The sequence below is a fragment of the Candidatus Dormiibacterota bacterium genome (assembly GCA_035544955.1).
GTDB lineage: Bacteria > Chloroflexota > Dormibacteria > CF-121 > CF-121 > CF-13.
Genome location: DASZZN010000009.1, coordinates 51,532 through 77,119, shown reverse-complemented (window position 1 = coordinate 77,119; position 25,588 = coordinate 51,532). Strand labels below are relative to the sequence as shown.

The window sequence follows — 25,588 nt, the reverse complement described above, 5'->3', positions numbered from 1 at the left end:
ATCAGGCCGTTCTTCCGAGCTTCACCATCCCGAGGTACTCGAAGATGAACTTGAGCGCCGCCAGGCTCGTGACGTGCCCGACGTCGAGCGGCGGCGCGACTTCATCGACGTCGAGCCCGGCAAGCCGCACGCCGCGCAGCTGGTGAAGGAAGTCGAGCAGCTCGCGCGAGGTGAGCCCGCCGGCGGAGGGAACGCCGGTCCCCGGTGCGATCGAGGGGTCGAGTGAGTCGATGTCGAGCGAGATATGCAGCGCGTCGCTGCCGATGCGTGAGCCGATTTCGTCCGCCAGCTGGGAGCCCGTCCAGCGATGCGCGGTCGCGGCGGTGACCAAGGTGACGCCCATCTTGCGAATGAACTCCACCTCTTCCCAGTCGTAGTCGCGGCAGCCCAGCAGCATCACCTTCCTGGGATCGATCTGACCGAGCTCGAGCCCTCGCCGCAGGGCGCAGCCATTCGACCAGCGGGTATGGCGAGAGGAGTCATTCAGGTCCGGATGCGCGTCGATGTAGAGGATGCTGAGCCGTCCATTGAGGCGGCGTTGCTGGGCGATCAACGTCGGGCTGACGGTGGTGTGGTCGCCCCCAAGCACGAGCGGCAGCGTGCCCGTGGGCGTTTTTTCGATTGCCGCGGCGACCGCGTCGACATTGGCGCCCATGTCGCCGTCGACCAGCGTCAGGTCGCCATCGTCCTGGATGGTGACCGTGTCGAAGAGCTCAGCGTGCTCGCTGACTGGGGCGAAGATCGCGGACAGCTTTCGCAGCTCGGCCGGCGCCTTGGCCGCACCCGGACGGTAGAGAGAACCCCGATCCATGGGCACGCCCAGGATTCGAACATCGGGCCGGATCCCCGGCGCCGGTCGTTTGAGGCCACCCCACGGCTCGAGCCCGGCGGTGTTGAAAAAATGTTCGCTCACGTCTTGAGAAACGCGGAAATGGCCTCGACCTGTGCGGCAATCAAGGTTGGCGTCCACCCATGCCCCGCCGATTCGATCACCCGGACCTGGGCTTGCGGCATCAAATCGCGCAGGTTGCGGATGGCATTGACGTCGACAGTGCGGTCGTCAGCTGCGACGACGACGAGGGCCGGTTTGCGCCAACCCTTGAGGAAGTCGCGATAGTCGCGGGTGATCCCGTCACGCAACCACTGGCGGGCGGCGCGCCCGTCGGCCCGCACCTGATTGTCGAAGTTCACCTGCGCATCGTAGGGGTCGACGCCGGGGCCTTCAACCAGGAACCGCTTATAGAGATCTGACACCATTCGGTTGCGGCGCAGCCGGTCGACCGACCAGAAGACAGGGGCGGCGGTGAAGGCGGCAACCTGTCGCTTGAACGCCGACCGCAGCGTCTGCGGCGAGTAGATCGGCGTGTGCAAGACGAGCCGCGCAATCCGGTCCGGGAAGCGGGACGCGTACTCGAGGGCAACCGTCGCCCCCAGGCAGATGCCGCCGACATCGTGCTCCTCGAGTCCCAGCCGCTCCGCGAAGGCGCGGAGGAACTCCGCGTGGGTGGCTACCGTGAATGGTGGATTGCCGGCCGCCGTCTCACCGCATCCGGGCAGGTCGGGGATCAACACCCGCCGATGGCCGCTGAACGCCGGGCCCCATGTATGGAAGTTCTCGAGCGAGCCGATGAACCCATGACAGAGAAGCAGCGGATGGCCCGATCCCTGGTCGAGGTACCGAACCCTCCGCTGCCCGACGTCGATGTACTGGATGTTCTGCGCGCTGACCGCGGTGCTTATTCCCCCGTATCGATCTGGGCCCGCTGCAGCCGGCCGCTGTAATCGACGTAGATCGTCTTCCACTCCGTGAATTCGTCGAGGGCCACCGTGCCGGCCTCGCGATGACCGTTGCCGGTGTTCTTCACGCCGCCAAAGGGGAGCTGGATCTCCGCGCCGATCGTCGGCGCGTTGACGTAGACGATGCCGGACTGCATCTCTTCCATGGCGTGGAAGGCCTTGCGCAGGTCGTTGGTGTAAATCGACATCGACAATCCGTACTGGGTGGAATTCGCCACCTCGAGCGCTTCCTCGAGGTTGCTGACCGGCAGGACGAGCGTGGAGGGACCGAAGATCTCCTCCTGCGCCATGCGCATCTCCTTCTTGCCGTCGGCGAAAATCGTGGGCCGGTAGAACCAGCCCTCACTCCCGGCGAAGTCGCCGCCGTGCACCAGCCGCGCATGCTCCTTCTTGCCGATCTCGGTGTACTCATGGACCTTCTTGAGCGCGGCCTCGTTGATCACCGGACCCATGTCGGTGTCCGGCTGCAGGCCGTCGCCGACTTTCATCTTGGCGGCGCGCTCCTGCAGGAGGTCGATGAACTCGCTCGCGACTTTCCTGTCGACGATCAGCCGCGAGGCCGCCGTGCAGCGCTGGCCGGATGTTCCGAAGGCGGCCCACACCGCGCCGTCGACGGCCAACGGCAGGTCCGCGTCATCGAGGACGACGATCGCGTTCTTGCCGCCCAGCTCCAGGCCCAGCCGCTTCAGGTTGCGGCCGGCGATTTCGGCGATGTGCCGGCCCGCGTCGGTCGAGCCGGTAAACGAGATGCCCTGGACCCGCGGATCCTTGACCAGCACGTCGCCCACGTCCTTCCCGCTGCCGGTGACGAGATTCAGCACCCCGCCGGGCAGTCCCGCCTCCTCGAGGATCTCGACCAGCTTGGTGGCGACGATGGGCGTGTCGGAGGCCGGCTTGAACACCACGGAATTGCCCGCCATCAACGCCGGAAAGATCTTCCACGAGGGGATCGCCATCGGAAAGTTCCAGGGCGTGATGCAGGCGACCACGCCGAGCGGAACCCGCGCCGTCATGGCCCACTTGTTCCGCAGCTCCGACGGCACAGTCTCTCCATGCGGATGACGGCCCAGGCCCGCCGCGTACTTGCCCATGTCGATCGCTTCCTGCACGTCACCACGGGCCTCTTTGAGGACCTTGCCCATCTCCTGGGTCATCAGCCGCGCCAACTCTTCTTTGCGCGCCTCGATGATCAAGGCGGCCTTGAGGACGATCTCGCCCCGGACCGGCGCCGGCGTATGCCGCCAACCGGGAAATGCTTTCACGGCGGCCTCGATGGCGGCGTTCACGTCGTCCGCGTTCGACGCCTGCATCACGCCCAGCACCTGGTCCTTGTGCGCCGGGTTGGTCGAGGTAAAGGTCCGCCCGCTTTTCGACTCCACCCAGTGGCCGCCGATGTAGTTCTTATAGGTCTTCGCGTCCGTCCTCTGGCCCCGCTCGCTCGTCATCGTCTGGCTCATGCTGCTGCCACCTCCTGAAACGCCCCATTCAAGATCTCCCATCCCTCGTCGAGCTCGGCTTGCGAAATATTGAGCGGCGGTATCAAGCGCAGGACGTTGTCGTGCGGGCCGCAGCTCAAGACGACCATCCCGGAATCGAGGCACACCTTCCGGATCTTCTTCTGCAGGTCCTTGTCGGGGGACCCATCCTGCTTGACCAACTCGATACCGACCATCAGCCCAAGGCCGCGGACCTCGCCGATCGACGGCGTCCGCCGCTGCAGCTCGCGCAGCCGGCTGATCAGTTGCGCACCTTTGTCGGTCGCGTTCTCCAGGACATGCTCGCGCTTGATGACGTCGAGGGTCGCGATACCGGCGGCGCACGAGACTGGATTACCGCCGAAGGTCGAGCCGTGCGCGGCCGGTTCCCACTGGTCCATGAGCTTCGAGGTGGCGACCACGGCACTCAGTGGCAGGCCGGAGGCGATGGACTTGGCCAGCGTCATGATGTCCGGAACGACACCGCTGTGCTCGCAGGCGAACATCCTGCCGGTACGGCCGTAGCCCGATTGCACCTCATCGGCGATCAGCAGGATGCCGTGCCGGTCGCATAGGGTTCGCAGCCGCGGCATGAACGCCGGCGGCGGAACGACATACCCCCCTTCACCCAACACCGGCTCGACGATGAAGGCGGCGACGTTCTTTGGCGGCACGCGCGTGTCGAGCATCTCGTCGATGAAGCTAAAGACATAGTCCAGCGTCGCGGCCTCGTCCGTGCCAGTCGGGTTGCGATAGGGATAGGGATAGGGCACGTGGTAAACCGCCGGCAGCAGCGGTTCGTAGCGCTCCCGGTAGTAGCCCTTCGAGGCGGTCAACGAGAGGGCTCCATAGGTGCGGCCATGGAACGCGCCCTGGAAGGCGATCAGCCCGGGCCGCCCGGTGGTGTACCGGGCCAGCTTGATGGCCCCCTCCACCGCTTCGGCGCCGCTGTTCGCGAAGAAGACCTTGTCGAGCTTGCCCGGCGCCAACGAAGCGATCCGCTCCGCGAGCTCGATGGCCGGCTGATGGTGGGCGACGACGGAGATGTGCATCAGCTTGTCGAGCTGTTCGTGCGCGGCCTTGACCACTTCCGGATGGCCGTGCCCCAGGTTAGTGACTCCGATCCCCGAGGCGAAATCGAGATACCGCCGCCCGTCGACCGTGTAGAGATAGGAGCCCTGCGCGCGATCGATGACGAGCGGCGTGTAGCGATAAAGAACCTGGGAGAGATGGGCGCGTTCACGCGCCAGCCACTCCTCCTGGCTATCGCTGTCGGGAAATTCCTTGACGAGTTTCATTGAGCCTCCTTGTTCGAGCATCCGGGTCGGGCGCGTGGCCGTCGCCGGTTGCTGGCGGAGGCTGTCCGTCGGTCGAAGCCCACCAGGTGCTGCTGATCCCCGCGTGCGTCATGGGTGTGCCGTTTCAACGGCGCACTTATGGTAGTCCCTGCGTCCGCGGCTTGGCCGCCGAGTTCAGCGAGACGAGGCCGGCTTCAGCTGCGCGGCGCGGCTCGGCGCGCGCTGGGCGGCGAGGAAGCCGCCGAACATCACCAGGACGCCAATCGCCTGGCCGACGTAGAACAAGTCGTAGATGTGGAATACCCGGGTCAGCGTCGACGCGCCGCCCACGATGAGGGCGCCGGCTGCGATGAGGATGTTCGCCACCAGACGCGACTGGGCACCGCCTTTGCGCCAGGCGCCGTACGCCGACCAAAGCGCGCCCCCAATCAAGATGACACTGCCCACGCTGCTGAGGATCGCGGCCATCAGGATTGCTAGCACGTTGAACAGGCCGCCCTGGGCCTGGATCGTATCGGCGTCGGGAACCTGGTGTGTCTGGAGCTTGACCGCCTGCAGGTTCGCACCCAGCACCCCGACCAGGCCTATCCCGGCGAGCACGACCAGGATCCAGAGGGCGAGTCGGCTGTACCGCGGGGCGAGCAGGTAAATCGTGCCGAGTGCCAACGGGCCGACGACCAGAATGCCGCCAAAGTAGTAGTAGGTCCGGTAGAGTAGCGGGCTCCAACCCCCCGCGGCGCCGATGACCTCGGTGAACGCCGCGATGGCGTAGATCGCCAGCGCGATGGACCACACGAGCAGGTACGGCCGCGGCTTGGCCCGATAGCGCGTCCACAGCGTGCCGGCAAATGCAGCGCTAATCAAGGTCGCGACCAGCGCGTAGAAAACCATCGGTGCGCTCAGTTTATGAAATTGCCTACACTTATCCACAAGCTCAAGCTTGACGCCGTGGCCCTATTGCCGTTAAATAGCCGCAGCCACGTTCCAGCACAGAGGTCTAGCCACCGTTTGAGCAGAGTCATCGCAATTGCCAACCAGAAAGGCGGAGTTGGCAAGACGACCACCGCGGTGAACCTGGGTTGCGCGCTCGCTGAACTCGGGAAGCGAGTCCTCCTCATCGACCTCGACCCCCAAGGCCACCTGACGATCAACATGGGCTTCAAGCAGCCCGATCAGATCGAGCTCACGCTTTATCACTTGCTCCTCGATCCTCAGGTCACCCTCGGACACGTCGTCAAGCACAGCAACCTCGGCGTGGACTTCATCCCCTCGAACATCGAGCTCTCCGGCGCGGAGATCCAACTCGTCTCGGAGATGGGCCGCGAAACGTTCCTCAAGGAGAAGCTCGCACCCGGTCAGGACGAGTACGACTTCATGGTGATCGACTGCCCGCCCTCCCTCGGCCTGCTCTGCGTCAACGCGCTGGTGGCCTCGAACGAGGTCATCATCCCACTGCAGTGCGAGTACTTCGGCATGAAGGGCATGCAGCTGCTGCATAACACGATCGAGCGGGTGCGAGCCAAGCTCAACCCGCAGCTTCGCATCAGCGGCATCCTGGCCACCATTCACAAGTCGAGGACGCTGCACTCGCAAGAGGTGCTGGAACTCGTTCGCGAGCGGTATGGGGACGTCGTCTTCGACGTCGTCATCAAGGACAGCATCCGGTTTGCGGAGACGCCGCTGGCCGGCATGTCGATCCTCCAGTACGCCGGCAGCTCCGAAGGTGCGAACGCCTATCGCACCCTCGCCAAGGCGGTCATCAAGCGCGCACCGGCCGCCCCGGTCGAGACGAAGCAGCCCGTTGCCTCTCGTGTTTAAGCGGGTCTCGCTGAGCGGTTCAGCCGAGCTCTTCCGGGAGACCTCGAGCGCCCGGGAGGTTCTCGCCGAAACCGATCCGGAGCCGGTGCAGGCGCCGATCCATCATCTCCCGATCCATCGCGAGATTCGCCCGGAGCCACTCGCCTACTTCGAGTACCAGCTGACCGAGGCGCAAGTCCAAGCCCTGGTCGACGCCGTGCAGAAGATCAAGTATCCGCACAACCTGAAGAACACGGCGAAGCTCAGCATGGAAGAGTTCGAGCGCCTCGAGGCGCTCAGGCAACTCCTACTCGACGGCCTGCGGTAGCCGATCTTCTTCGGCGCGCTGGGAGGTCGCCACGTCCCAGCGACGGGCCACCTGCTGCGCCCGGTAGAGGGTCGCATAGAGGCCGGGCGCATCGACCAGGTCATCGTGACGGCCTCGCTGGACCACCCGGCCTTTGTCGAGGACGATGATCTCGCCGGCCTGCCGGATCGTGGACAGCCGATGGGCGATCACAAGCACGGTCCGCTCCGCGACGAGGCGGGCGAGCGCCGCCTGGATCAGGTGTTCGGCCTCCGGATCCACGGATGACGTCGCCTCATCCAGGATCAGGATCGGCGCGTCGTGCAGCAGCGCTCGGGCAATCGAGATTCGCTGCTTCTGCCCACCCGACAACCTGACACCGCGTTCCCCTATGACGGTGTCGTAGCCCTTCGGCAGCTCCTCGACAAACTCGTGCGCATACGCCGCGTGCGCCGCCGCCTCCACCTGCGCGTCGCTCGCATCGGGCTTCCCGACCTTGATGTTGGCTTTGACCGTGTCGTTGAAGAGAAAGACATCCTGCAAGACCAGGCTGACCGAGCGATGGACGTAGTCCAGCGGCAACTCGCGAAGATCGATGCCGCCGATGCGGACGGCGCCCTCCTGCGGGTCCCAGAAGCGGGCAATCAGGTTCGCCACCGTCGTCTTGCCGGCACCGCTTGGCCCAACGAGGGCGAGCACCGACCCTTCCTTCAAATCGATCGAGACGTCGTGCAGCACCGGCCGGCCGGTTTCGTAGGCGAAGCTCACCTGATCGAGCACGATGTCGTAGCGGGGATCCTTCGGAACCCGCGCGGTCGGCGACTCCTGGACCTCGATCGGCGCATTCAGAATTTCGAAGATCCGATCGGTGGCGGCTTCCGCGTTGCGCAGGCCCTCGAGCTGCCGGTTGAGCTCGGTGACCGGCCGGTAGAGCTGGGTCGTCAGGAAGACGAACAGCACCAGGTCCGGGATGCCGAGCTGACCGGCGTTGGCCATCAGGCCGCCGACCAGCAGGACCAGCGCGACCGGGATGGCGGCCATCCACTCGACGCCGGAGAAATACCACGTGTGGATCAGGTTGGCTCGTGTCGCCGCCTTCTTGAGCTCGTCACTTCGCTCGTCGATCGCGCGCCGCGCGTGGCCGAGCGCCCCAAACGCTTTCAGCACCCCAACGCCCTGGATGTAATCGATGATGATCCCGTTCAACCGGCCGAGCTCGTCACGGTAGCGCATGAAGGCCTGGTAGGCGGAGCGTCGAAACACCACGAGGATGAGCAGGATCACGGCCAGCGGCGCGAGCGCCACGAGCGCCAGCTTCCAGTTGAAGAGCAGCATCAGGATGCCGAGCAGGAACGGGACCGTGGCGGCGCTGATCAATTGGATGCCGGCGTGCGCGGTGAAGAATTCGATGGTCTCGACGTCGCCGATCACCTTGGCGGCGATGGTGCCCGATTGTTGACGGGTGTGAAATCCCATCGACAGCCGCTGCAGCTGTTCATAGATTCGCATCCGCAGGTCGTGCAGGACTTTGAAGGCGGCGATATGACCGAAGCCGCCCTCGAGGTAGCGGGCCACGGCCATCAGCGCGGTGGCGCCCACCATGGCGAGGCCCAGCAAGACGAGCGTCCCGGCCGGCGACGGGCGCGAGAGCACCGTCAGCATCTGCCGGATGATCAACGCGGGCAGCACGCTGAGGGCCGTGTACACGACTGACCCAACGACGGCGATCGACAGCAACCCGCGATGGCCGCGCGTGATCGCCAGCATGCGGGAGAGAAAGATCATGCGTAGGGGCCCCGCTCCGGCGTGAAAGAGCGGGGAGATAGTTCGGAAAGGGCAGGGTGAGGGCTCCGCTCCGCGACCAGCGCATGAAGCGCCTGCGCGAGCCGGGGGTCGGCATTGAGCATTGGCGTGCGCCGCAGCTCGATTCCGAGCGCATCGGCTCGCTCCTTAGCCTCGATGTCGATGTCGTAAAAGATCTCGAGATGGTCGGCGATGAAGCCCACCGATGCAACCAGGACGGCGCGATGACCCTGGGCCGCCAGCTCCTCGACTGTCTCGACCAGATCCGGGCCGAGCCATGGCTCCCCGGTGTGACTCTGACTCTGGTACGAGAAGCGCCATTGCTCGATGCCGGCACGCTCGGCGACCAGCTCCGAGGTACGCAACAGCTGTTCCTGGTAAGGGTCACCTTCCTTGAGGATGCGCGCGGGCAGGCTGTGCGCCGTGAAGACCGCCACCACCTCCTCGGGATTGCGGAACTCCGCGCGGACCATCCGGACGTTCTCGGCCACCGCCTGGATGTATCCGTCCAGCTCGTGCCAGCTCTCGACGAAGTCCAGCGTGACTGGTGACGAGTCGCGGGCGGCCAGGGCGGCCTCGACCTGGCGCCGGTAGCCACCCGTGCTGATCGTCGAGAAGTGCGGCGCCAGCACGATGGCGATCAGCCGATCCGCACCGCTATCGACGATCTCGTCGATCGCCATCGCGATTCGCGGTGTCCAGTGCTTCATCCCCAGATGCACCGTATAGATCGCGTCGTTCGGGGGGTCCAGGTTCAAGAGCCGTTCCAGTTGCCGGCCGAGGTCCGTCGACACGGCCAAGAGCGGGGTTGGGACGCCAACCCGCCGATAGCGCGACGTCAGCTCCTCGACCGCCGCCGGGGACGGCGTTCGACCGCCCCGGATATCGGTGAAGTAAGGTTTCACGTCTTCGAGCCGGTTCGGACTGCCGTACGCCATCAGCAGGATCGCGGTGTGCCTAGGCGGCATGCACGAACTCCACCAGTCGCTGCAGGTGTTCGACAGGGCTGGCGGGGATCACGCCGTGGCCCAGGTTGAAGATGTGTCCCGGCCGGCCGCCCGCGGCCTCGATCACGCGCCGCGCGCCGTCCTCGATCACGGGCCAGGGCCCCAGCAGTAATGCGGGATCCAGGTTTCCCTGGATTCCGCGGTCGTAGCCGACCACCCGCCAGGCGTCGCCCAGGTCGACCCGCCAATCGAGGCCGATGACGTCGCCGCCCGCTTCCCGCATCAATGGAAGGATGCCGGCCGTGCCGGTGGCGAAATGCATCGAGGGGGCGCCACCGCGCCGCAGCCCGCTGAAGATGCCGGTCATGTGCGGCATCACGTAGCGGCGGTAGTCCGCCGGCGAGAGGCAGCCGACCCAGCTGTCGAAGACCTGCACAACCTGGGCGCCGGCCTCGACCTGCGCCAGCAGATAGTCGAGCACCAACCCGGAGAGGCGCGTCATCAGCGCATCCCAGAGGGCAGGCTCCGCATACATCATGGTCTTGGTGAGGAGGAACTCCCGGGACGGCTTCCCCTCGATCAGGTAGCCGGCCAGCGTGAAGGGGGCTCCCGAGAAGCCGATTACGGCGACCGTGGGATCGAGTTCGCGGCGCAAGAGCTTGATCGTCTCCAGCACGAAGGGGACGGCCTCGCCAGCCGGTCGTGCCTGCAACCTATCTATATCGGCATGCGTGCGGATCGGCTGCTCGACGACCGGACCGACGCCGTCCACCAGTTGGAGCTCGACCCCCAGCCCGAAGGCTACGGGCAGCATGATGTCGGCGAAGAGGACGGCGCCGTCGACGCCGAGCCGCCGCACCGGCTGGAGCGTCACCTCGGCGCAGAGCTCGGGGTTCTTGCAAATGGTGAAAAGGTCGTAAGATTCGCGGACCTTCCGGTACTCCGGCAACGATCGGCCGGCCTGGCGCATGAACCACACCGGGCGCCGATCGACGAACTCGCAGCGCGCGGCTCGAACCAGGGCGGGCGCCAGGCGATCGGCCGCCGGCCGGCCGAGTTCGCTGGCCTCGATCGTCCTCATCTGCCCGCGATCAGGCTGACCTTCCGCTGAAGGTCGTTGGCATCCGCCGGCTCCTCTGTGCTCAGCCCGAGCGCGAGCTGCAGGGCATCCGCGGGCGGCATCAGGACGCAGGTGAAGATCGGCGTCTCTCGCTCCGTATAGCGGCTGGCCTGCGACTCGCGCAGCTCCATCACCAGGTCGAGGAAGGCGGCGGGCTCGTCGCATTCGAAGGCGACCACGAATTCCTGGTCGTCGAGGCCGAACGAGTAGGCGGTATTGATCTTGACCTGCGGGTAGCGGTGCCCGATCGCAAAGTGCTCGACCATCATCGCCTTGCGCCGCTCGTACGGCAGCCGGTACCAGATTCGCTTCTTGACCATGGGGTAGACGAAGAGGTAGCGTCCGCCGGCCGGCTTCAGGCGGGTCCGGCGCCCTTCCTGGTCGGGGTGTTTATGGCGTCCGAGATAGGGCGACGGCCGCATCATCGCCAGGAACGAATGCGCGACCCGCAAGTAGGGTCCCAGTCGGGTGGCCCGCCATTGCGACTCCGCCCGCTGGATGGCGGCCACGGTGTCGGCCGCCCGCCAGATCAGGAGATCGCAGTCGCCGCGGAGCCCGACCGTTGAGTAGGTGAGCAGGGCCTCCGCCGTCGGACCGGCCACGAGCACGTCGGTGAAATCGCCAACGGCGGCCTCCCGCTCCTCGACGGGCCAGCTGAGAACGGGTGCCTCGACTTTGAGGAAGGTGTACTTGACCGCCTGGCGAGCTTCTGCCATCCGGTACAAGGGTATCGCACTAATCTTGAATCGTGGCTCGCCTCTCCATCCGGAAGGTGCATGTCGGTGCGAAGGACACCAACTGCTACGTGGTGGCCTCCGCCGACACCAAGGAAGCAGTGGTCATCGACCCCGGCGACGACGCCCCCAAGATCCTCGGCCAGCTCGAGGGCCTAACGGTGCGCTGGATCTGCTGCACCCATGGGCACCCCGGGCATACCGGCGCCAAGGAGCGGGTGAAAGCCGCGACCCAGGCCGTGACCGCGATGCACCTGTCCGACGCCACGGCGATGTTGAAGTCCGCGGACCGTTACCTCGTCGCCGGCGACACCATGCCCTTCGGCGACTTTGTGCTCGAGGTGCTGCCCACGCCTGGCCACACACCGGGTGGGCTGTCATTCAAAGTCGGCAATCACGTCTTCACGGGGGACACCCTGCTGATGGGAAAGATCGGCCGCGTCGATCTCCCCGGCTCGAGCCCGCAGCAGATGCTCCTCAGCCTGCACGGCCAACTCCTCACGCTCGCCGACAATACGGTCGTCTATCCCGGCCACGGCCCCAACTCGACGATCGGCGCCGAGCGGATCGGCAACCCCTACCTGCGGATCCGGTAGCCGATTTGACAGGCGACGTGCCCATGTGCAACTGTTGGGTTGCACATGAATGACGCGGTGTTCGTCGCGCTCGCGGATCCGACACGCCGGCAGCTGCTCGAGCGCCTGGCAATGGGCCCCACGACCGCGACGGGCATTGCCGTCAAATTTCCAGTAACCCGGCAAGCGCTTGTAAAACACCTTGGCGCGCTCCAGGACGCGGGCATGGTCGCCAAGGAGCGCCACGGACGTGAGGTCCACTACCGCCTGGAGATCGCGCCGCTGGGCGAGGCGACCGCCTGGCTCACGACCCTCTCGGCACGGTGGGAGCAGCGTCTGCTGCGGCTCAAGCGCTACGTAGAGGAGGAGTCATGAGCGAATCAGGGCCCGAGATCCGCCACAGCGTGTTCATCCGCGCGCCGCGCGAGAAGGTGTGGACCGCGTTGACGACCCCCCAGGGACTCGACGGGTGGTGGGGGACGCGCGGGAGCGAGATCGACCTACGACCCGGTGGAAGGCTCACGCTCCGTTGGCGCGGGTGGGGAGCCGAACGAGATATCAACGCTGATCGGGACTGCCCCATCCTCGAGGTGGTTCCACCAAAGCGCTTCGCCTATCAATGGGGCGAAACAGCCGATGCGATGACCACGGTCGAGTTCGACCTCGAAGAGCGCCCGGGTGGCACGCTGCTGCGCCTCCGGGAACACGGTTTCGCGCCCACGGCCAAGGGTCGGCAGTCCTTCGAAGGGAATTCGCTTGGCTGGGGCGAAGCGGCGACCCTCATCAAGTTCTATGTCGAGCACGGCGTTAGTTACTGGCCACGCACGGAATCAATAGGAAAGAAAGGAGTCAGGCAATGGCAACCGAAGTAAAGCAATCGCTGCACGAGGTGCGCTTCCCCGGCGAGTCGGACCAGTACCGCCGGGCGCGCGACGAACTCCTGAAGGCGGAGATCGACCTGCGCCGGCGGATCGAGGCCGTGGCCGCGCAGCGGCGGAAGCTCCCGCTCGGCGGACTCGTGCCGCGCGACTACACCTTCGAGGAGTGGGACGCCGGCACCAGCTCCGCACGATCGGTCCGGCTCTCGGAGCTGTTCGCGAAGGGCAAGGACACTCTGTTCCTCTATAGCCACATGTTCATCCCTGGCAAGAAAGGGCTGCCGCTCGAGGAGGGCTGCCCGTCGTGCACGGCGATCATCGACGCGATCGATGGCGAGGTACCGCACATCACCCAGCGGATCAATTTCGCGGTCTCCGCGAAGGCGCCGATCGAGCGCTTCCGCGCCCACGCGCAGTCGCGGGGCTGGCGCCACGCGCGCCTGCTCTCCTCCGCCAACAACACCTACAACCGTGACTACAAGGCCGAGGAGCCCGACGGCGAGCAAACTCCGATGGCGACGGTCTTTATTCGACGAGACGGGAGGATCTACCACTTCTGGAGCAGCGAGCTATTCCTGGTAGCGCCCGACCCCGGCCAGGACATGCGGCACGTCGACTTCATGTGGCCGCTGTGGTTGGTCTTCGACCGCACGCCCGAGGGTCGAGGCAAAGACTGGGGGCCAGCACTCGACTACGGAGCCAACAGATAGGCACACTGTCACCCGAAGTCGCTCTGCCGCGCCCCGTTGCGACCGCAATCATTGCCGCGCTGCTCGGCTTTGCCGCCGCTGCCTGGCTGGTGATCGCTCAGCAGGCGGCCTCGATGGCCGCCATGGGCGGGATGGCGATGGTGGGTGGCGGGCTCTTTCTCGGGACGTGGGTCGTGATGATGGTGGCCATGATGTTTCCGGCCGTGGCACCGATGGTGCTGACTCACGCCGGCGTCGTCCGGTCGCGCGGCGAAGGAAAGATCCGGACAGTCGCGTTTGTGGTCGGCTACCTTGTGGTCTGGACGGCGGCCGGGGTCGTCCTGTTTGGCGTTATCCAGCTTCTTGGATCATCGATCGCCGCCCCGCTGGACGGCTGGCTGCCCCGCCTCGGTGGGGCCATTGTGGTCCTCGCGGGCTTATACCAGCTGACGCCGCTCAACAACGCTTGCTTGCGAGCGTGTCGGTCGCCGCTCAGCTTCATCCTCTCGCATGACGTCGGTGTCGGCACGTCTGCCGCGGCGCGCACCGGACTCTTACACGGTCTCCAGTGCGCGGGGTCATGCGGGGCGCTCATGGCGGTGCTTGCCGTTCTCGGCTTGATGAACCTGCCATTAATGGCTGTCGTTGCGGCGGTGTTCTTCCTGGAGAAAGCGTGGCAGCATGGCATCATGCTTTCCTACGTCGCGGGCGCCGCCTGTGTGATGTTGGGCCTGACCGCGATCATCCGGCCCGACATCCTCCTTCGGTTGTAGCCCGTCAGGCGGTCTTCTTCTCCGCGTAGATCGCTTCGATCTCGGCGCCGTACTTCTCGGCGATCCGCTTGCGCTTGACCTTCATGCTGGGCGTGAGTTCATCGCCGACCAGGAAGTCGCCGTCGAGGATGCGCCACTTCTTGATCTGCTCCGGGTGCGATAGGCCCCGGTTGACACTCTGGACCGCCTCATCGACGAGCCGCTGCGCGACGGGATCGTTGGGACCACCTATGGCTTCGGGAGCGTCGCGGTCGAGGGTGAACAACGCCGCCACGAAGGGGCGGCGATCGCCAAGCACTACCGCCTGGGCAATGCCCCTCCGACTTCTGAGCTGGGTCTCCATCGCGCCTGGCGCGACATACTTTCCACCGGAGGTCTTGAACAAGTCCTTCTTGCGGTCGGTGATCTTCAGAAAGCCGTCTCTGTCAAGCTCGCCGATATCGCCGGTTTTCAGCCAACCATCCACCAGCGTCTCCTTGGTCGTCTTCGGATCCTTGAAATACCCTTCGAAGACGTTGTTGCCCTTGACCAGGATCTCGCCGTCGTCGGCGATGCGGATCTCGACCCCGGGCAACGGCAGCCCGACCGTGCCGAATCGCGCGTCGCCGGGTCGGTTGAACGTCGCCGGCGCGGTGGTCTCGGTGAGCCCATAGCCCTCCAGGATCTCGATGCCGAGGCCGTAGAAGAAACGGAGCATGTCGGGTGAGACGGCAGCCGAGCCGCTGATGCAGACCTCGATCTTGTCGAAGCCCAATGTCTCGCGGATTTTTGAGAAGACGAGCTTGTCGGCCAGCGACCACTGCCACCGCGCCCAGGGGGCCATTGGCTTGTGCTGCTCATACGCCGCGGTGCGCAGCGCGCCCGTCAGCAGCGCCCAGTCGCGGAGCATGCGGCGAGGGCCGGTGACCTTCTCCATCTTGGCCCGAATTCCCGCGTAGATCTTTTCCCAAAGCCTTGGCACCGACGTGAAGTACGTGGGATGGACTTCCGCGACGACCGCCATCACCTGGTCGATGCTCGGGCAGAAGTACACCTCGCAACCGGTGCAGAGCTGGCGAAGTTCGCTGACCACGCGCTCGAGCACGTGCGCCAGCGGCAGATAGGAAACGACTCGGTCGTTGGGGTCGCCGCGGAAGCATTGCAACGTCGCGACCGCGGTCCAGGTGAGATTGCGGTGCGTCAGGATTGCGGCTTTCGGAAGACCCGTGGTGCCCGAAGTGTAGATCAGGCTGGCGGTGTCCTCGGGCCTAACCGCCTGCCAGCGGCTGGAAAACAGCCCCGGTCGGCCGCGGCCGAAATCATCACCCCGCCGCAGCGCCTGCTCCCAGGTCACGACCCAGCCCTCCCCCTCCGGCGCATCGCCCTCGACGAGGATCACCCGCTGCAATCCCGGCAGTTCGCCCCGCAGCGCAATGACCTGGTCGAGCAGTTTCCGATGCTCGACGATCAGAACCTTCGACTCAGAGTGATTCAACAAGTACTTGACCTGTTCCGCGGAATCGGACTGGTAGATGGCGACGGTCACCAGCCCGGCGTGCGCGATCCCGATGTCGGCGATCTGCCATTCCGGCCGGTTCGAGGACCACAGCGCCACCCGGTCCTGGGGATTCAGCCCCTCGGCGAGCAGGGCATTGGACATCCGGTTCACGGCCCGGCGGTAGTCGGTCCAACTGATCGGCGTCCAACGCTGCCCCGTCTTGAAGTGGAGGGCGGGCGCGTCGCCCCGACGCTGCGCGGTGCGCTGGAACAGTGCCGGCACGGTTTCGGGCAGCTCGCCAGGCGTCGCGGCAGGCTCCGGCGCACGAACGGCCGCGCTCATGCCGCCACTATAAGAGAACTCCGCCGGCTTGCCATAAGCCTTTGGCGAGTTGTTACGTATTCTTATGGGATAGAGATGGTTGTGGGCACCTGCGAGCTCATTTTCCAGTTGCCGGAAAATCACAGCCTCAAGGGAAAACGCCAGGTGAGCCGTTCGTTGGTGCAACAAATCCGCGGCCGGTTCAACGTGTCCGTGGCCGAGGTGGCCGACCTGGACAGCTGGCAAACTCTGTCGATCGGGGTCAGCTGTGTCAGCAACGACAGCCGGCATGCCGACGAGGTGCTGAGTAAGATCGTCGACTTCGTCGCAGATCACAACGGCGGGGCCCTCCTGCACCAGCACCACATCGAGATCCTCAGGACATGAGTCCCGCCACCAGGGCCGACGACCTCGGCACGGTAGAGGAAGGCCCACTCTCCGCCATCCTCGCCGCATTGGCGCGGGACGATCCGGGCGGCGTCGTGACCGCCCTCGACGGCCAGCTCCACCATGGGCGCCCTGGAAGCCCGGCTGCCCTCCGCCAGCAGGTCGGAGAACGGCTCGCCACGGCCCTCGCCGCACAGACTGGGCGGGTCACCCGCTGGATCGACGCGCTCGCCACCTCGCCATCGCCGACCGGCCGCCAGGTCGCCTGCTTGCTGCTCGCGGGCCGCTATCCCGAGGACCCCGCCGGCGTCCTGCGAACCGCCGAGGCCCTCGCCGACGACCCACATTGGGAGGTGCGCGAAGCGGCCGGCGGGCTGCTCGGAACCCTGCTCGACCGCGACTTCGCCAAGATCCGCGGACGCCTGGAAGTTCTTCGCTCATCCCGCTCCGAGAATCTCCGGCGGTCGGTCGTGCTGGCGGTGAAGTACGCGGCCCGTCGCGACAAGCCCGAGCGCGTTCCGCAATTGCTGTCGCTGCTGCAGCCGCTCATGCGCGATGAGGAGCCCTACGTCCGCCGCAACCTCGGCCCTTCGGCGATCGGCGACGGCCTGCTGCGGGTTGATCCGGAGGAGACCCTGAAGTGCCTGCGGGAATGGTCGAAGGACCGCGACCACATCGTCCGATGGAATGTCGCGATGGCCTTCTCCAGCGCCATCGGCTCCTTCCACTGGCCGGCGGCCAAGTCGATCCTCGAGCGGCTGGCGAAGGGGCCGGAACCGCTCGTGCGGAATGCGGTCGCCAAAGCGATGCGCCGCAGCCGTCAGCGCTACACCGAAGAGGTCGAAGAGACACGGCTTCGCTGGCTCAAGGATCGCGACCGCACTGCCACGGCTGAGCTGGTTGGTCCGCTGAAGAAGCGCTAGTTGATCGACGCCTTTCAGGCAACGCTGCCATGGCCGCTCGATCCATTTCAAATGGAGGCCATCGAAAAGCTTGACGCACACCAGGGTGTCCTGGTCTCGGCACCGACCAGCTCGGGCAAGACCGTCATCGCGGATTACGCCGTCTTCCGTGGGCTTGAAACCAACGCGCGCACGATTTACACGACGCCGCTCAAGGCGCTGTCGAACCAGAAATACCACGACTACCGGCGGCTCCATGGCGATGGGTATGTCGGACTCGTCACCGGCGAGAACACCATCAACCCGGGTGCACCAGTGGTCGTGATGACGACGGAGATCCTGCGCAACCTCATCTATGAGGACCCGCAGCGGCTGGAGCGCGTTCGCTACGTCATCCTCGACGAAGTCCATTACATCGATGACTTCCCGCGCGGGGCGGTATGGGAAGAGATCATCATCCAGGCGCCACCGCACATCAAGTTCATCGGACTCTCCGCGACGATCAGCAACTTCCAGGAAGTCGCGCAGTGGATGAGCCTGCAACGTGGGGACGTCGCGACCGTGAGCGTCACCAAACGTCCGGTCGAGCTTCGACTGTGGCTGGCGATGCGCAACGAGTTTTATCCCTTGCTCGACGAGCAGGGCGGCATCCCGCGCGAGACGCGCCAGCGGGCGCAGGCGGAGGCGGCGTCCGATTTCCGGCTGTCGCAGCTGCGACGGCCGCCGGAAAATGACCTGCTCCCCGTGGTCGATCGTCTTCGGCGCCGAGAATTCCTGCCGGCGATCTACTTCATCTTCTCGCGGCGCGGATGCCGCGAGGCGCTGGCGCGCTGCGCGGTGCACGGCTTCGACCTGACCAGTGATGCCGAGAAAGCCCAAATCGACGCGACGATGCAAAATCGCCTGGACCAGATCGAAGACGCCGATGAGGCCGAGGTGTACCGCAACCTCCTCGATGGGGACATGCTGCGGCGGGGGCTGGCGATGCACCATGCGGGTCTCCTCCCCTACCTCAAGGAACTCGTCGAAGACCTCTTCCAGCGCGGCCTGATCAAGGTCGTCTTCGCCACGGAGACCCTGTCTTTGGGCATCCACATGCCGGCGCGGGCCTGCGTGGTCTCGTCATTTACCAAGTTCGACGGCCGCGACTTCGCGCCGCTCACCTCAGGCGAGCTGACCCAGCTCATGGGCCGGGCCGGTCGACGAGGGATCGACCCCATCGGGCACGGCGTGATCCTCAAAGAGCCCGACATCGACATCGGCGTGGTGTACGAGGCGGCCACCGGCGAAGAAATGACGGTGGAAAGTAAGTTCGCCCCGACCTACAACATGGCGCTGAACCTGCTGCGCTACCACCCGCCGGAAGAGGTCGACCTCCTCATGGAACGCTCCTTCGGCCAGTACCAGAAGACGGTGGCCCGCCGATCGCTCGATGACCGCTTGGCGAACCTCCGGCAGCGCCTGGCCGATGTCCTCGCCAGTCGCTTCAACGCGCAGGGCGAGCCGTGTTGCACCGAGCCGACCTTCAGTGCCTTCGTCCGCGCCGAGGAGGAGATCGCCTCACTGCGGGTTCGGATGCGACGGCTGCGCAGCGAGCACTGGCATCGGGGCCGGCGGCGCCGCGGCGGCTCGACGCGGGAGGTTGGCGGCCGCACGCTCGCGCAGCTCAAGGAGGAGCTGCAGACGTGGCAGCACAAACTCAGCGAGCTTCCCTGCCGCAAGTGCCCGTTTGTCGCCGAGCATCGGGCCCACCATGCCGAGGTCCGCGAGCTGCAGGCACGGATCCGCGCGTCCGAGCAGGACGCGGAACGAAGCCAGGGAGAATACCGGCGGCGGATGCACGCGCTGCGCGGCGTTCTGGGCGAGATCGGCTTCCTGGACGGGGCTGTCCCAACCGAGAAAGGCCTGCTCGCGTCTCGGATCTACGGGGAGAACAGCTTGATCATCACGCAGTCCATCGCCGACGGCTGGCTGGAGGAGTTGACGCCAGCGGAGCTGGCCGCCTCGCTGGTGATGGTCACGGCCGAGGACCGCAATCGCGACCGCCCGCGGCCGCGGCGGCGCCTTCCGACGAGCGGGGTGGCTCTCGCCCAGAAGCGGCTCCGCATCATCTATTACCGGTTTTCTGCGCGCGAGAAGGAACGGGGTGAAGAGAACCTGCGACCGATCTCAACGGACTACGTCAACTTCACCTACGACTGGTGCAGCGGCCGCCCGCTGACCGAGATGCAAGCGCCGACCGACGTCGAGCTGGGTGACGCCGTCAAAGCGCTGAAGGGCCTCTACAGCGCGCTGCGCCAGATCGAATGGGCCGTGACCGATCGGCCCACGCTTCGCAAGCTCGTGCTCAAGGCGCGCGAGAGCCTCGAGCGCGACCTGATCACCCGCGTCTAACGGGCGTCAGTCGCGCCCCTCTTCCTGGGCGAGTTTCTCGGAGATGCGGTAGACCTGCTCCGGCAGGTCCGCGATGTCGTAGAAGCGCAACGGTTTCTTGAGTCGCTTCGCAATCCCCAGCTGCACTTTCACACCCAGGCTCATCGTCCCGAAGACCCAGACCTCGTCGCAGCGCGCCAGCAGATTGTTGATCGCCTCGCGCACGAGCTGCTTGGGCACCGTGTGCAGCAGGTAGTAATCGAAGAGCATGAAGGGGTTGATGGGCACGTACCCTTCGTCGAGGACCAGCTTCGAGACGTGCATCCGCCAGTAGAAGTTGCGGTTCGACATGGCGATATAGACCAGCTTCTTGGGGTGACGGATCGTCTGCTCCAGCTGCTCCAGCGGGCTCGCTTCGGCGACGGGACTGAAGATGGACGCGAGGATGGCCTCGGCCGACTTGCCGACGGCGGGGGCTTCGTCCGGTTCCGTGCGGGGGACGGGCGGCGCCTTTTCTGGCTCGACGGCGTCGCGCTCCCGATCTCGCGGCATTGTTGTCGGAAGTTTAGGCGCCCACCAATTGACCGTCAAGCAACGTCCGAACAATCGGACTGAGCCGCCACAGTGCGCGGTCAAGCAGTACCCGGTTTTCGGGCGCATTGAGCCACCGACTCGCACCCGACGGATGCGGCAACGGCACCAGCAGCGGCCGGGCGCGGCCGCGACCTGAGACCTCGCGGCCGGAGAGGTCGAAGACCCGGCCGACCAGCGCGTCGAGCGGGCGACCAGGCAGGAAACGCTCATGGGACAGCCCGCCGACCAGGATCACCAGCTCGGGCTTGATGAGAGCCAGCTGCCGATCAAGGTGGGAACGGCAGAGGTCAACCTCAGCCCGGCTGGGGCGTCGGTCTCCTCCGCCGGTACCTTTGCCGGGAAAACACATGGTGACGGAGGTCAGGTAGATCTGCCGCCGTGCCTGCGTCTCCGAGGCAAAACCCGCACGGATCAACCATCCCATCAGCACCTGCCTCGACCGTCCCTGGAAGGGCAGCCGGCGGACGGCCTCGACCGCGCCGGGCGCCTGGCCGATGAGCATGATGCGGTTGTCCGCACGGCCGCTCAAGACCGGGGCCGCCTGTGGCAGGTAACCCGCCTCGACGCATCGGGAGCAGGAGAGGATCTCGAGGTGAAGTCGGGCAAGGCTCGCCGTCACCGATCGATTGTCTCCCAGAGTGGCAAGGAGCCTCTGCTCAGCCGCGTTTGAATAGGCGTGCGACGAACCTTCCTCGTGTTGTTTGTCGCCGTGGCGATATCGGGTTGCGGAGGGACCACGGGAGCGGCTCCCGCCAGTACCCCGAAGAGTTACAGCGCCGTCGTGCTGGCGGACCACCCGGCGGCCTACTGGCGGATGGACGACACCACGGGAACGACGATGGCCGACGCCACCAAGAATGGCAACAACGGCCACTATGACGGCATCGTCTTGCCCGGCCAGCCAGGCCCCTTCACCTCTGACGGCAGCACAGCGGTCGGTTTCGATGGGGCGACCGGTGGAGCCATCGTGCCCAGCTCGACCACTCTCCAGATGAACTGGGTCACGATCGAGCTCTGGATCAACAAACGGGCCCACTCGGACTACGGGTTTTATGTCGTCAAGAACGTGGTGGGCGGAGGCGGCGCGAGCACCGGGTGGTTCGAGTTGCTGAACAATCACAACAACGGCCGGCTGGAGTTTCGCGTCACCGGCGACGTTGACCCAGTGCTTGTCTCGACAGCGACGCTGGACTTGAACCGGTGGTACTACGTGGTTGCGACCTACGACGGGGTCGTCGCCAAGCTCTATATCGACGGCAAACTGGACAGTACGCTGGCGGCCGTGGTCTCCCCGGCGCAGAATAGCGATCCGCTTTACATTGGCCGGCGAGCGGATGGCTTCTTCACGAACGCCCAGCTCGCTGAGGTCGCGATCTACCCGACCGCGCTCTCGGCGGACCGGATCGCGGCGCACTGGCAGGCCGCTTCCGCAACGCACTAGCGAGCTCCTCGCGCCTGAATTGTGCCCTGGGTCGAGATCGGTCGTCACCGGCGCGTGCTTGCAAGGGCCCCCCGCCGACCTCCGTTTGAACAGGTGTGAGGAGGGAGCTTCTTCTTTTCGCCGTTGCCTTCGTAATGTTGGGCTGCGGGAGCGCGACGCCCGCGTCCGCCACGACTGCCAGGACCTATAGCGCTACGGTTCTCGCGGACCACCCCGTGGCCTACTGGCGAATGGATGAGACAACCGGCACCACCATGGCCGACGCCACCGGCAATGCCAACAATGGTCACTACGCGGGTATCTATACGCTCGGGCAGCCGGGCGCCATTGGTGGCGGCAGTGCCGCGGTCGCCTTTGATGGGCAGAGTGGCGCGGCCAGCGTGCTGAGCTCAACCAGCCTGCAGGTGAACACGGTGACGATCGAGGCCTGGATCAACAAGCGGGCCGACACCGAGTACGGGGTCTACGTCGCCAAGAACGTCGAACCGGGGGGCGGTGCCGGCAGCAGCTGGTTCCAGTTGCTGAACAGCCATCACAACGGCAAGTTGGAATTTCGAGTGACCTCCGACGGTTCGCCGGCCGTCGTCTCCAACTCAACGCTGGCGCTCAACACCTGGTACTACGTGGTCGCGACCTACGACGGCTCCACGGCCAAGCTCTACGTCAACGGCAAGCCCGACGGCACGCTCAAGGTCACCGCCGTCCCCAAGCAGACGGCCGACCCGCTATTTCTCGGCCGCCGAATGGACGGGCTCTTCAACGATGCAGCCCTGGCGGACGTCGCGATCTACGCAACCGCGCTATCGGCAGACCGCATCGCCGCCCACTGGCAGGCGGCGTCCGGAACGCACTAGAGGCGAGCCCCGTCGATCGCGTGCACGCAGGCCCTTTTTGGCCGATACTTTGCCCAACCCTGTGGCGTTAAGGTATTCGTGGCGACGCTGATATCGACGAACTCGCGCGTCGCTCTCACGGGTATTGCCGCCTATCTGCCGCCGCAGCAGCGCTCCAGCGCCGAGGTCGAGTCCCTCATCGCGGCGTCGAGCCCGCAGGTTCGTGTGCCACGCGGAATCGTCGAGCTGATGACGGGCATTCGCTGCCGTAGGGTCGCGGCCGATGGTGTCAACGCCTCCGACCTGGCCGCGGCCGCCGGGCGCCGGGTCCTCGACAAAACTGGCATCGATCCGGCGGACGTCGATCTGCTGATCTACGCCTCGGTCAGCCAGGACCTGGTGGAACCGGCGACCGCCAACATCGTCCAAGAAAAGCTTGGAACTCACAGCCCGGTTTTCGACCTGAAGAACGCCTGCAACAGCTTCCTCAATGCGCTCCAGGTCGCGGAGGCGCTGATCCAAAACGGCACCTATCGGACAATCCTCGTCACGGTCGGAGAGCTGCCGTCGCGTTGCATCAAGTGGTCGGTCCGCGACCGCAGGGACTTGCGCCTCAGCTTTCCCGGCTACACCCTTGGCGATGCCGGAGCCGCGGCCGTGCTGCAACTCTCTGAGAGCGGACGGGGCATCTACTACCGGTCCTTCCAGACCGCCAGCCGCTTCTGGGACCTGGGCGTGATTCCGGGCGGCGGATCGATGCACCCCCGCGGCGATGAATGGACCTACATCCAGGGCGATGGCAGCCAACTCAAGGACGCATTCTTCGAGGTGGGCCCGGGCATTCTCCAGGACGCGCTGGCGGCGACAGGCACGGCCTGCGCGGATTATCAGCGGGTTCTGGTGCATCAGGTCTCGATGCCGTTCATCCGAACGTTCCTCGAGATGAGCGGTGTCCCGCAGGAAAAAATCGTCCTCACCCTGCCGGAGCTCGGCAACATGGGCGCCGCCTCGCTGCCCGTCGCCTTCGCGATCGCCGAAGAGCGCGGCGAGATTCACCGGGGCGACCGGTTGATGTGGATCGGGCTGGCGGGCGGCATCAGCATGGGCGTGATGCTGATGGAGTACTGAGGGCCGATGCCCTATCGCACGTCGATCTCCTGGGGACGGTAGCGATGCTCCCAGTACCACAGCAACGTATTGATGAAGCCGTAGCGGCGCGCCCGGCGAGTCGAGTTGTAGACCACGACGTTGCGCTTTCTCCGCGTACGCCGCGTCAGCATTCTGATGCGGTCGCCGAGGACACGGTCCTCGTGCACGTCCTCGATGCGGGACCGCGGAAATCCGCCCGCCCGTTCGTACATCGATGCGGTAATGGCGAGGTTGTTCCCGGCCACCATGATGTAGGCGTACCGGAACTGGCCGGGCCGGCCCCGACGGTAGATCTTTCCCCAATTCGATGCCACGAAGATCAGCACGGGGATCGCAATCCGGTCACCCCAACTCAGCGGGAAGTCATCCGCCCGTGGCTTGATCGTGCCGATCACGAACTCGAGTTCTTCCCCGAAGGCTCGCTTGATGCTCGCGACCCAGTCGCGCCGCGGGAGACAATCGGCATCCGTGCGCGCAATGTAGCGCGCTCCGTGCGCGATCGCGTAGCGAAAGCCGGTGTCGGCGGCGGCCCCGGTCCCCTTTTCCAGTTCAGCGATGACCTCGATCGTCATCTCGGGGTGTCGGCCGCGGAAGGCCTCGATCTCGGCGCGACCGGCATCCGTGCTGCCGTTGTCGACAAGCAGCAGGCTAAAGGCCCGATCGGTCTGCGCCGCCAGCGCCTCGAGCGTGGCAGTGATCCACCCGGCTTCGTTGAAGAAAGGCACGACCACCCAGAAGTCAGGGGCGGTCATCACGCACCCGGATTTGGAGCGACATGATAAGACCCGCGGCGGCCAGGACCGCGCACAGCGCGCCGTACCCCGCGGTCGACGCCAGCGCGAGGGCCGCGTACCCCGCCAGCGGTCCCAGCATCTGGCCGGCGCTCGCGATCGATTGGTTGACGCCCATGATCGCGCCTTCGTCCAGCGTCCGATTGGCGCGGCCGAGGAGCGCGGTCAGCGATGGGTTGAGGAGAACGATGCCCCACATGATGATGGTGCCGGCAAGCAGCACTAGCGGAAACGTTCGCACCATGGCGATCGTCACGGCCCCCGGGACGACCAGGGCAAATCCCGCGATTGCCGCGCCTCGGTCACCCAGCCGGCGCACGAGCGGCGCCAGCGCCAGGACCTGGAACGCCGCGGCGAAGCCAAACAAGACGGTGAGGGTGAGCGCGGCCTGCGATGCGTCGAAATGGAGCAGCCGAAAAAGGAACAGCGGGAAGGCGAGGAGGAATGCGCTCTGCACGATGGTCGACAGCAGGCCCGCGAAGACGACCCGCCGCGTTACCGCGTTCGACGGCCGCGTGACCAGCTCGATAAAGCGGGCACCCGCCAACCGGATTCCCCATCCCGCTCGGGCAGGGACAACGTTGGCCGCTGGAAAGGCGAACAGCGTGACGGCCATGTTGATCACGGTCAATGCGATCGCCACCGCCGCCACCAGGGCGAGGCCGTACCGAGCCAGCAACGAGCTGACGATCAGCCCCAGCAGGATGCCGATGCCGGTCGCCGTCGAGAGGTTGGCGAAGCGCCGACCCCACTCGGAGCGGGGATAGTGATCGAGCACCGCGGCCCAGATGATCGCGATGTTGCCGGCCGTCAGTCCGTCGATCAACCGCGAGAGGTAGAACCAGCCGGCCGAGTTGGCGAGCGCCAGGACGATGAATCCGACAATACTGCCCGCCTGGCTGACCAGCAGCAAGGGCCGGCGGCCGTACCGATCGCTCAACGATCCGAGCACGGGAGCGGCCAGCAGCTGGCAGAACGAATAGGTGGCGAAGACCCCACCGATGACCAACGCGCCGAGATGCATACGCTGGGCGGCGAACGGCAGCACCGGCAGCACGATCGCATAGCCGAAGGTGTCGGTGAACGTGAGCAGCCCGAGCAGCATGATCAGGCGCGTTCCGGGCTCT

Annotated in this window: 27 protein-coding genes; 13 read left to right on the top strand and 14 right to left on the bottom strand. The window is 65.7% G+C overall.

The annotated features are described in order from the left end of the window. Position 1 precedes the first annotated feature (1 nt). The 5 genes from VHK65_02830 to VHK65_02810 all read right to left on the bottom strand — a co-directional run bounded on the left by VHK65_02830 (position 2) and on the right by VHK65_02810 (position 5,461). Positions 2-913, bottom strand: coding sequence for an arginase family protein (locus VHK65_02830; GenBank protein HVS05086.1), 912 nt, complete (start codon positions 911-913; stop codon positions 2-4). Continuing rightward, positions 910-1,803, bottom strand: coding sequence for an alpha/beta hydrolase (locus VHK65_02825; GenBank protein ID HVS05085.1), 894 nt, complete (start codon positions 1,801-1,803; stop codon positions 910-912). Before VHK65_02825 ends, VHK65_02830 begins: the two co-directional genes overlap by 4 nt. Then, complete coding sequence (locus tag VHK65_02820) at positions 1,737-3,254, bottom strand: aldehyde dehydrogenase family protein (GenBank protein ID HVS05084.1); 1,518 nt, start codon at positions 3,252-3,254, stop codon at positions 1,737-1,739. The genes VHK65_02825 and VHK65_02820 overlap by 67 nt, the downstream gene beginning before the upstream one ends. Next, positions 3,251-4,570, bottom strand: coding sequence for an aspartate aminotransferase family protein (locus VHK65_02815; GenBank protein ID HVS05083.1), 1,320 nt, complete (start codon positions 4,568-4,570; stop codon positions 3,251-3,253). The genes VHK65_02820 and VHK65_02815 overlap by 4 nt, the downstream gene beginning before the upstream one ends. A 174-nt stretch (positions 4,571-4,744) precedes the next feature. After that, on the bottom strand, positions 4,745-5,461 hold the full coding sequence (locus VHK65_02810) for a hypothetical protein (protein HVS05082.1): 717 nt from the start codon (positions 5,459-5,461) through the stop codon (positions 4,745-4,747). Positions 5,462-5,578: 117 nt separating this feature from the next. Here VHK65_02810 and VHK65_02805 point away from each other — a divergent pair, with 117 nt between their 5' ends. Both VHK65_02805 and VHK65_02800 read left to right on the top strand, forming a co-directional pair. Beyond that, positions 5,579-6,388: an AAA family ATPase gene (locus VHK65_02805; GenBank protein HVS05081.1), complete on the top strand. Its 810-nt coding sequence runs from the start codon at positions 5,579-5,581 to the stop codon at positions 6,386-6,388. Then, a complete protein-coding gene (locus VHK65_02800) occupies positions 6,372-6,695 on the top strand; it encodes a hypothetical protein (protein HVS05080.1) in 324 nt (107 codons plus the stop codon). The genes VHK65_02805 and VHK65_02800 overlap by 17 nt, the downstream gene beginning before the upstream one ends. On the opposite strand, the gene VHK65_02795 is transcribed toward VHK65_02800, so the two are convergent. The 4 genes from VHK65_02795 to VHK65_02780 are packed head-to-tail and all read right to left on the bottom strand — an operon-like array spanning position 6,675 to position 11,260. Continuing rightward, the gene (locus VHK65_02795) at positions 6,675-8,459 is read right to left on the bottom strand and encodes an ABC transporter ATP-binding protein (GenBank protein ID HVS05079.1); all 1,785 of its coding nucleotides are present in this window, start codon (positions 8,457-8,459) and stop codon (positions 6,675-6,677) included. The genes VHK65_02800 and VHK65_02795 overlap by 21 nt on opposite strands. After that, on the bottom strand, positions 8,456-9,445 hold the full coding sequence (gene hemH / locus VHK65_02790) for a ferrochelatase (protein HVS05078.1): 990 nt from the start codon (positions 9,443-9,445) through the stop codon (positions 8,456-8,458). Before hemH ends, VHK65_02795 begins: the two co-directional genes overlap by 4 nt. Beyond that, the gene (gene hemE / locus VHK65_02785) at positions 9,435-10,505 is read right to left on the bottom strand and encodes a uroporphyrinogen decarboxylase (GenBank protein HVS05077.1); all 1,071 of its coding nucleotides are present in this window, start codon (positions 10,503-10,505) and stop codon (positions 9,435-9,437) included. Before hemE ends, hemH begins: the two co-directional genes overlap by 11 nt. Further along, positions 10,502-11,260, bottom strand: a complete 759-nt coding sequence (locus tag VHK65_02780; GenBank protein HVS05076.1) for a chlorite dismutase family protein — start codon at positions 11,258-11,260, stop codon at positions 10,502-10,504. Before VHK65_02780 ends, hemE begins: the two co-directional genes overlap by 4 nt. Before the next feature lie 32 nt (positions 11,261-11,292). Between VHK65_02780 and VHK65_02775 the strand changes: the two genes are divergently transcribed. The 5 genes from VHK65_02775 to VHK65_02755 all read left to right on the top strand — a co-directional run bounded on the left by VHK65_02775 (position 11,293) and on the right by VHK65_02755 (position 14,193). Next, on the top strand, positions 11,293-11,874 hold the full coding sequence (locus VHK65_02775) for an MBL fold metallo-hydrolase (protein ID HVS05075.1): 582 nt from the start codon (positions 11,293-11,295) through the stop codon (positions 11,872-11,874). A gap of 45 nt (positions 11,875-11,919) precedes the next feature. After that, positions 11,920-12,228, top strand: a complete 309-nt coding sequence (locus VHK65_02770; protein HVS05074.1) for a metalloregulator ArsR/SmtB family transcription factor — start codon at positions 11,920-11,922, stop codon at positions 12,226-12,228. After that, positions 12,225-12,725: an SRPBCC domain-containing protein gene (locus tag VHK65_02765; GenBank protein HVS05073.1), complete on the top strand. Its 501-nt coding sequence runs from the start codon at positions 12,225-12,227 to the stop codon at positions 12,723-12,725. The genes VHK65_02770 and VHK65_02765 overlap by 4 nt, the downstream gene beginning before the upstream one ends. Next, positions 12,710-13,441, top strand: a complete 732-nt coding sequence (locus VHK65_02760; GenBank protein HVS05072.1) for a DUF899 family protein — start codon at positions 12,710-12,712, stop codon at positions 13,439-13,441. The genes VHK65_02765 and VHK65_02760 overlap by 16 nt, the downstream gene beginning before the upstream one ends. 89 nt (positions 13,442-13,530) lie before the next feature. Then, entirely contained in the window at positions 13,531-14,193 is a 663-nt protein-coding gene (locus VHK65_02755) for a DUF2182 domain-containing protein (GenBank protein ID HVS05071.1), read from the top strand. 4 nt (positions 14,194-14,197) lie between these two features. Here the strand turns inward: VHK65_02755 and VHK65_02750 are convergent, their stop codons facing one another. Next, positions 14,198-16,012: a long-chain fatty acid--CoA ligase gene (locus VHK65_02750; GenBank protein ID HVS05070.1), complete on the bottom strand. Its 1,815-nt coding sequence runs from the start codon at positions 16,010-16,012 to the stop codon at positions 14,198-14,200. A 75-nt stretch (positions 16,013-16,087) separates the two neighbouring features. On the opposite strand from VHK65_02750, the gene VHK65_02745 reads away from it, so the two are divergent. From VHK65_02745 to VHK65_02735, 3 genes are read left to right on the top strand one after another with little or no spacing between them, the layout of a single operon-like run. After that, positions 16,088-16,378: a DUF503 domain-containing protein gene (locus tag VHK65_02745; protein ID HVS05069.1), complete on the top strand. Its 291-nt coding sequence runs from the start codon at positions 16,088-16,090 to the stop codon at positions 16,376-16,378. Continuing rightward, on the top strand, positions 16,375-17,301 hold the full coding sequence (locus VHK65_02740) for a HEAT repeat domain-containing protein (protein HVS05068.1): 927 nt from the start codon (positions 16,375-16,377) through the stop codon (positions 17,299-17,301). The genes VHK65_02745 and VHK65_02740 overlap by 4 nt, the downstream gene beginning before the upstream one ends. Then, positions 17,302-19,674, top strand: coding sequence for a DEAD/DEAH box helicase (locus VHK65_02735; GenBank protein ID HVS05067.1), 2,373 nt, complete (start codon positions 17,302-17,304; stop codon positions 19,672-19,674). A gap of 6 nt (positions 19,675-19,680) precedes the next feature. On the opposite strand, the gene VHK65_02730 is transcribed toward VHK65_02735, so the two are convergent. Further along, positions 19,681-20,205 (bottom strand): hypothetical protein, encoded by a 525-nt coding sequence (locus tag VHK65_02730; protein ID HVS05066.1) that lies wholly within the window; start codon positions 20,203-20,205, stop codon positions 19,681-19,683. A 13-nt stretch (positions 20,206-20,218) separates the two neighbouring features. Continuing rightward, entirely contained in the window at positions 20,219-20,866 is a 648-nt protein-coding gene (locus VHK65_02725; protein HVS05065.1) for a uracil-DNA glycosylase family protein, read from the bottom strand. A 57-nt stretch (positions 20,867-20,923) separates the two neighbouring features. On the opposite strand from VHK65_02725, the gene VHK65_02720 reads away from it, so the two are divergent. The 3 genes from VHK65_02720 to VHK65_02710 all read left to right on the top strand — a co-directional run bounded on the left by VHK65_02720 (position 20,924) and on the right by VHK65_02710 (position 23,649). Continuing rightward, positions 20,924-21,688, top strand: coding sequence for a LamG domain-containing protein (locus VHK65_02720; GenBank protein HVS05064.1), 765 nt, complete (start codon positions 20,924-20,926; stop codon positions 21,686-21,688). 215 nt (positions 21,689-21,903) lie between these two features. Further along, positions 21,904-22,542, top strand: a complete 639-nt coding sequence (locus VHK65_02715) for a LamG domain-containing protein (GenBank protein HVS05063.1) — start codon at positions 21,904-21,906, stop codon at positions 22,540-22,542. A gap of 78 nt (positions 22,543-22,620) precedes the next feature. Then, positions 22,621-23,649 (top strand): ketoacyl-ACP synthase III, encoded by a 1,029-nt coding sequence (locus tag VHK65_02710; GenBank protein HVS05062.1) that lies wholly within the window; start codon positions 22,621-22,623, stop codon positions 23,647-23,649. A gap of 11 nt (positions 23,650-23,660) precedes the next feature. Here the strand turns inward: VHK65_02710 and VHK65_02705 are convergent, their stop codons facing one another. Beyond that, a complete protein-coding gene (locus tag VHK65_02705; protein ID HVS05061.1) occupies positions 23,661-24,422 on the bottom strand; it encodes a glycosyltransferase family 2 protein in 762 nt (253 codons plus the stop codon). Next, positions 24,409-25,566: an MFS transporter gene (locus VHK65_02700; protein ID HVS05060.1), complete on the bottom strand. Its 1,158-nt coding sequence runs from the start codon at positions 25,564-25,566 to the stop codon at positions 24,409-24,411. Before VHK65_02700 ends, VHK65_02705 begins: the two co-directional genes overlap by 14 nt. Positions 25,567-25,588 lie beyond the last annotated feature (22 nt).

What these genes read in the sequence shown, in the direction of transcription:
- VHK65_02820 (HVS05084.1), bottom strand. Translation starts at nt 3,254, where the DNA reads ATGAGCCAGACGATGACGAGCGAGCGGGGCCAGAGGACGGACGCGAAG.
- VHK65_02815 (HVS05083.1), bottom strand. Translation starts at nt 4,570, where the DNA reads ATGAAACTCGTCAAGGAATTTCCCGACAGCGATAGCCAGGAGGAGTGG.
- VHK65_02810 (HVS05082.1), bottom strand. Translation starts at nt 5,461, where the DNA reads ATGGTTTTCTACGCGCTGGTCGCGACCTTGATTAGCGCTGCATTTGCC.
- VHK65_02795 (HVS05079.1), bottom strand. Translation starts at nt 8,459, where the DNA reads ATGATCTTTCTCTCCCGCATGCTGGCGATCACGCGCGGCCATCGCGGG.
- hemH (HVS05078.1), bottom strand. Translation starts at nt 9,445, where the DNA reads ATGCCGCCTAGGCACACCGCGATCCTGCTGATGGCGTACGGCAGTCCG.
- hemE (HVS05077.1), bottom strand. Translation starts at nt 10,505, where the DNA reads ATGAGGACGATCGAGGCCAGCGAACTCGGCCGGCCGGCGGCCGATCGC.
- VHK65_02780 (HVS05076.1), bottom strand. Translation starts at nt 11,260, where the DNA reads ATGGCAGAAGCTCGCCAGGCGGTCAAGTACACCTTCCTCAAAGTCGAG.
- VHK65_02770 (HVS05074.1), top strand. Translation starts at nt 11,920, where the DNA reads ATGAATGACGCGGTGTTCGTCGCGCTCGCGGATCCGACACGCCGGCAG.
- VHK65_02765 (HVS05073.1), top strand. Translation starts at nt 12,225, where the DNA reads ATGAGCGAATCAGGGCCCGAGATCCGCCACAGCGTGTTCATCCGCGCG.
- VHK65_02760 (HVS05072.1), top strand. Translation starts at nt 12,710, where the DNA reads ATGGCAACCGAAGTAAAGCAATCGCTGCACGAGGTGCGCTTCCCCGGC.
- VHK65_02750 (HVS05070.1), bottom strand. Translation starts at nt 16,012, where the DNA reads ATGAGCGCGGCCGTTCGTGCGCCGGAGCCTGCCGCGACGCCTGGCGAG.
- VHK65_02745 (HVS05069.1), top strand. Translation starts at nt 16,088, where the DNA reads ATGGTTGTGGGCACCTGCGAGCTCATTTTCCAGTTGCCGGAAAATCAC.
- VHK65_02740 (HVS05068.1), top strand. Translation starts at nt 16,375, where the DNA reads ATGAGTCCCGCCACCAGGGCCGACGACCTCGGCACGGTAGAGGAAGGC.
- VHK65_02730 (HVS05066.1), bottom strand. Translation starts at nt 20,205, where the DNA reads ATGCCGCGAGATCGGGAGCGCGACGCCGTCGAGCCAGAAAAGGCGCCG.
- VHK65_02705 (HVS05061.1), bottom strand. Translation starts at nt 24,422, where the DNA reads ATGACCGCCCCTGACTTCTGGGTGGTCGTGCCTTTCTTCAACGAAGCC.
- VHK65_02700 (HVS05060.1), bottom strand. Translation starts at nt 25,566, where the DNA reads ATGCTGCTCGGGCTGCTCACGTTCACCGACACCTTCGGCTATGCGATC.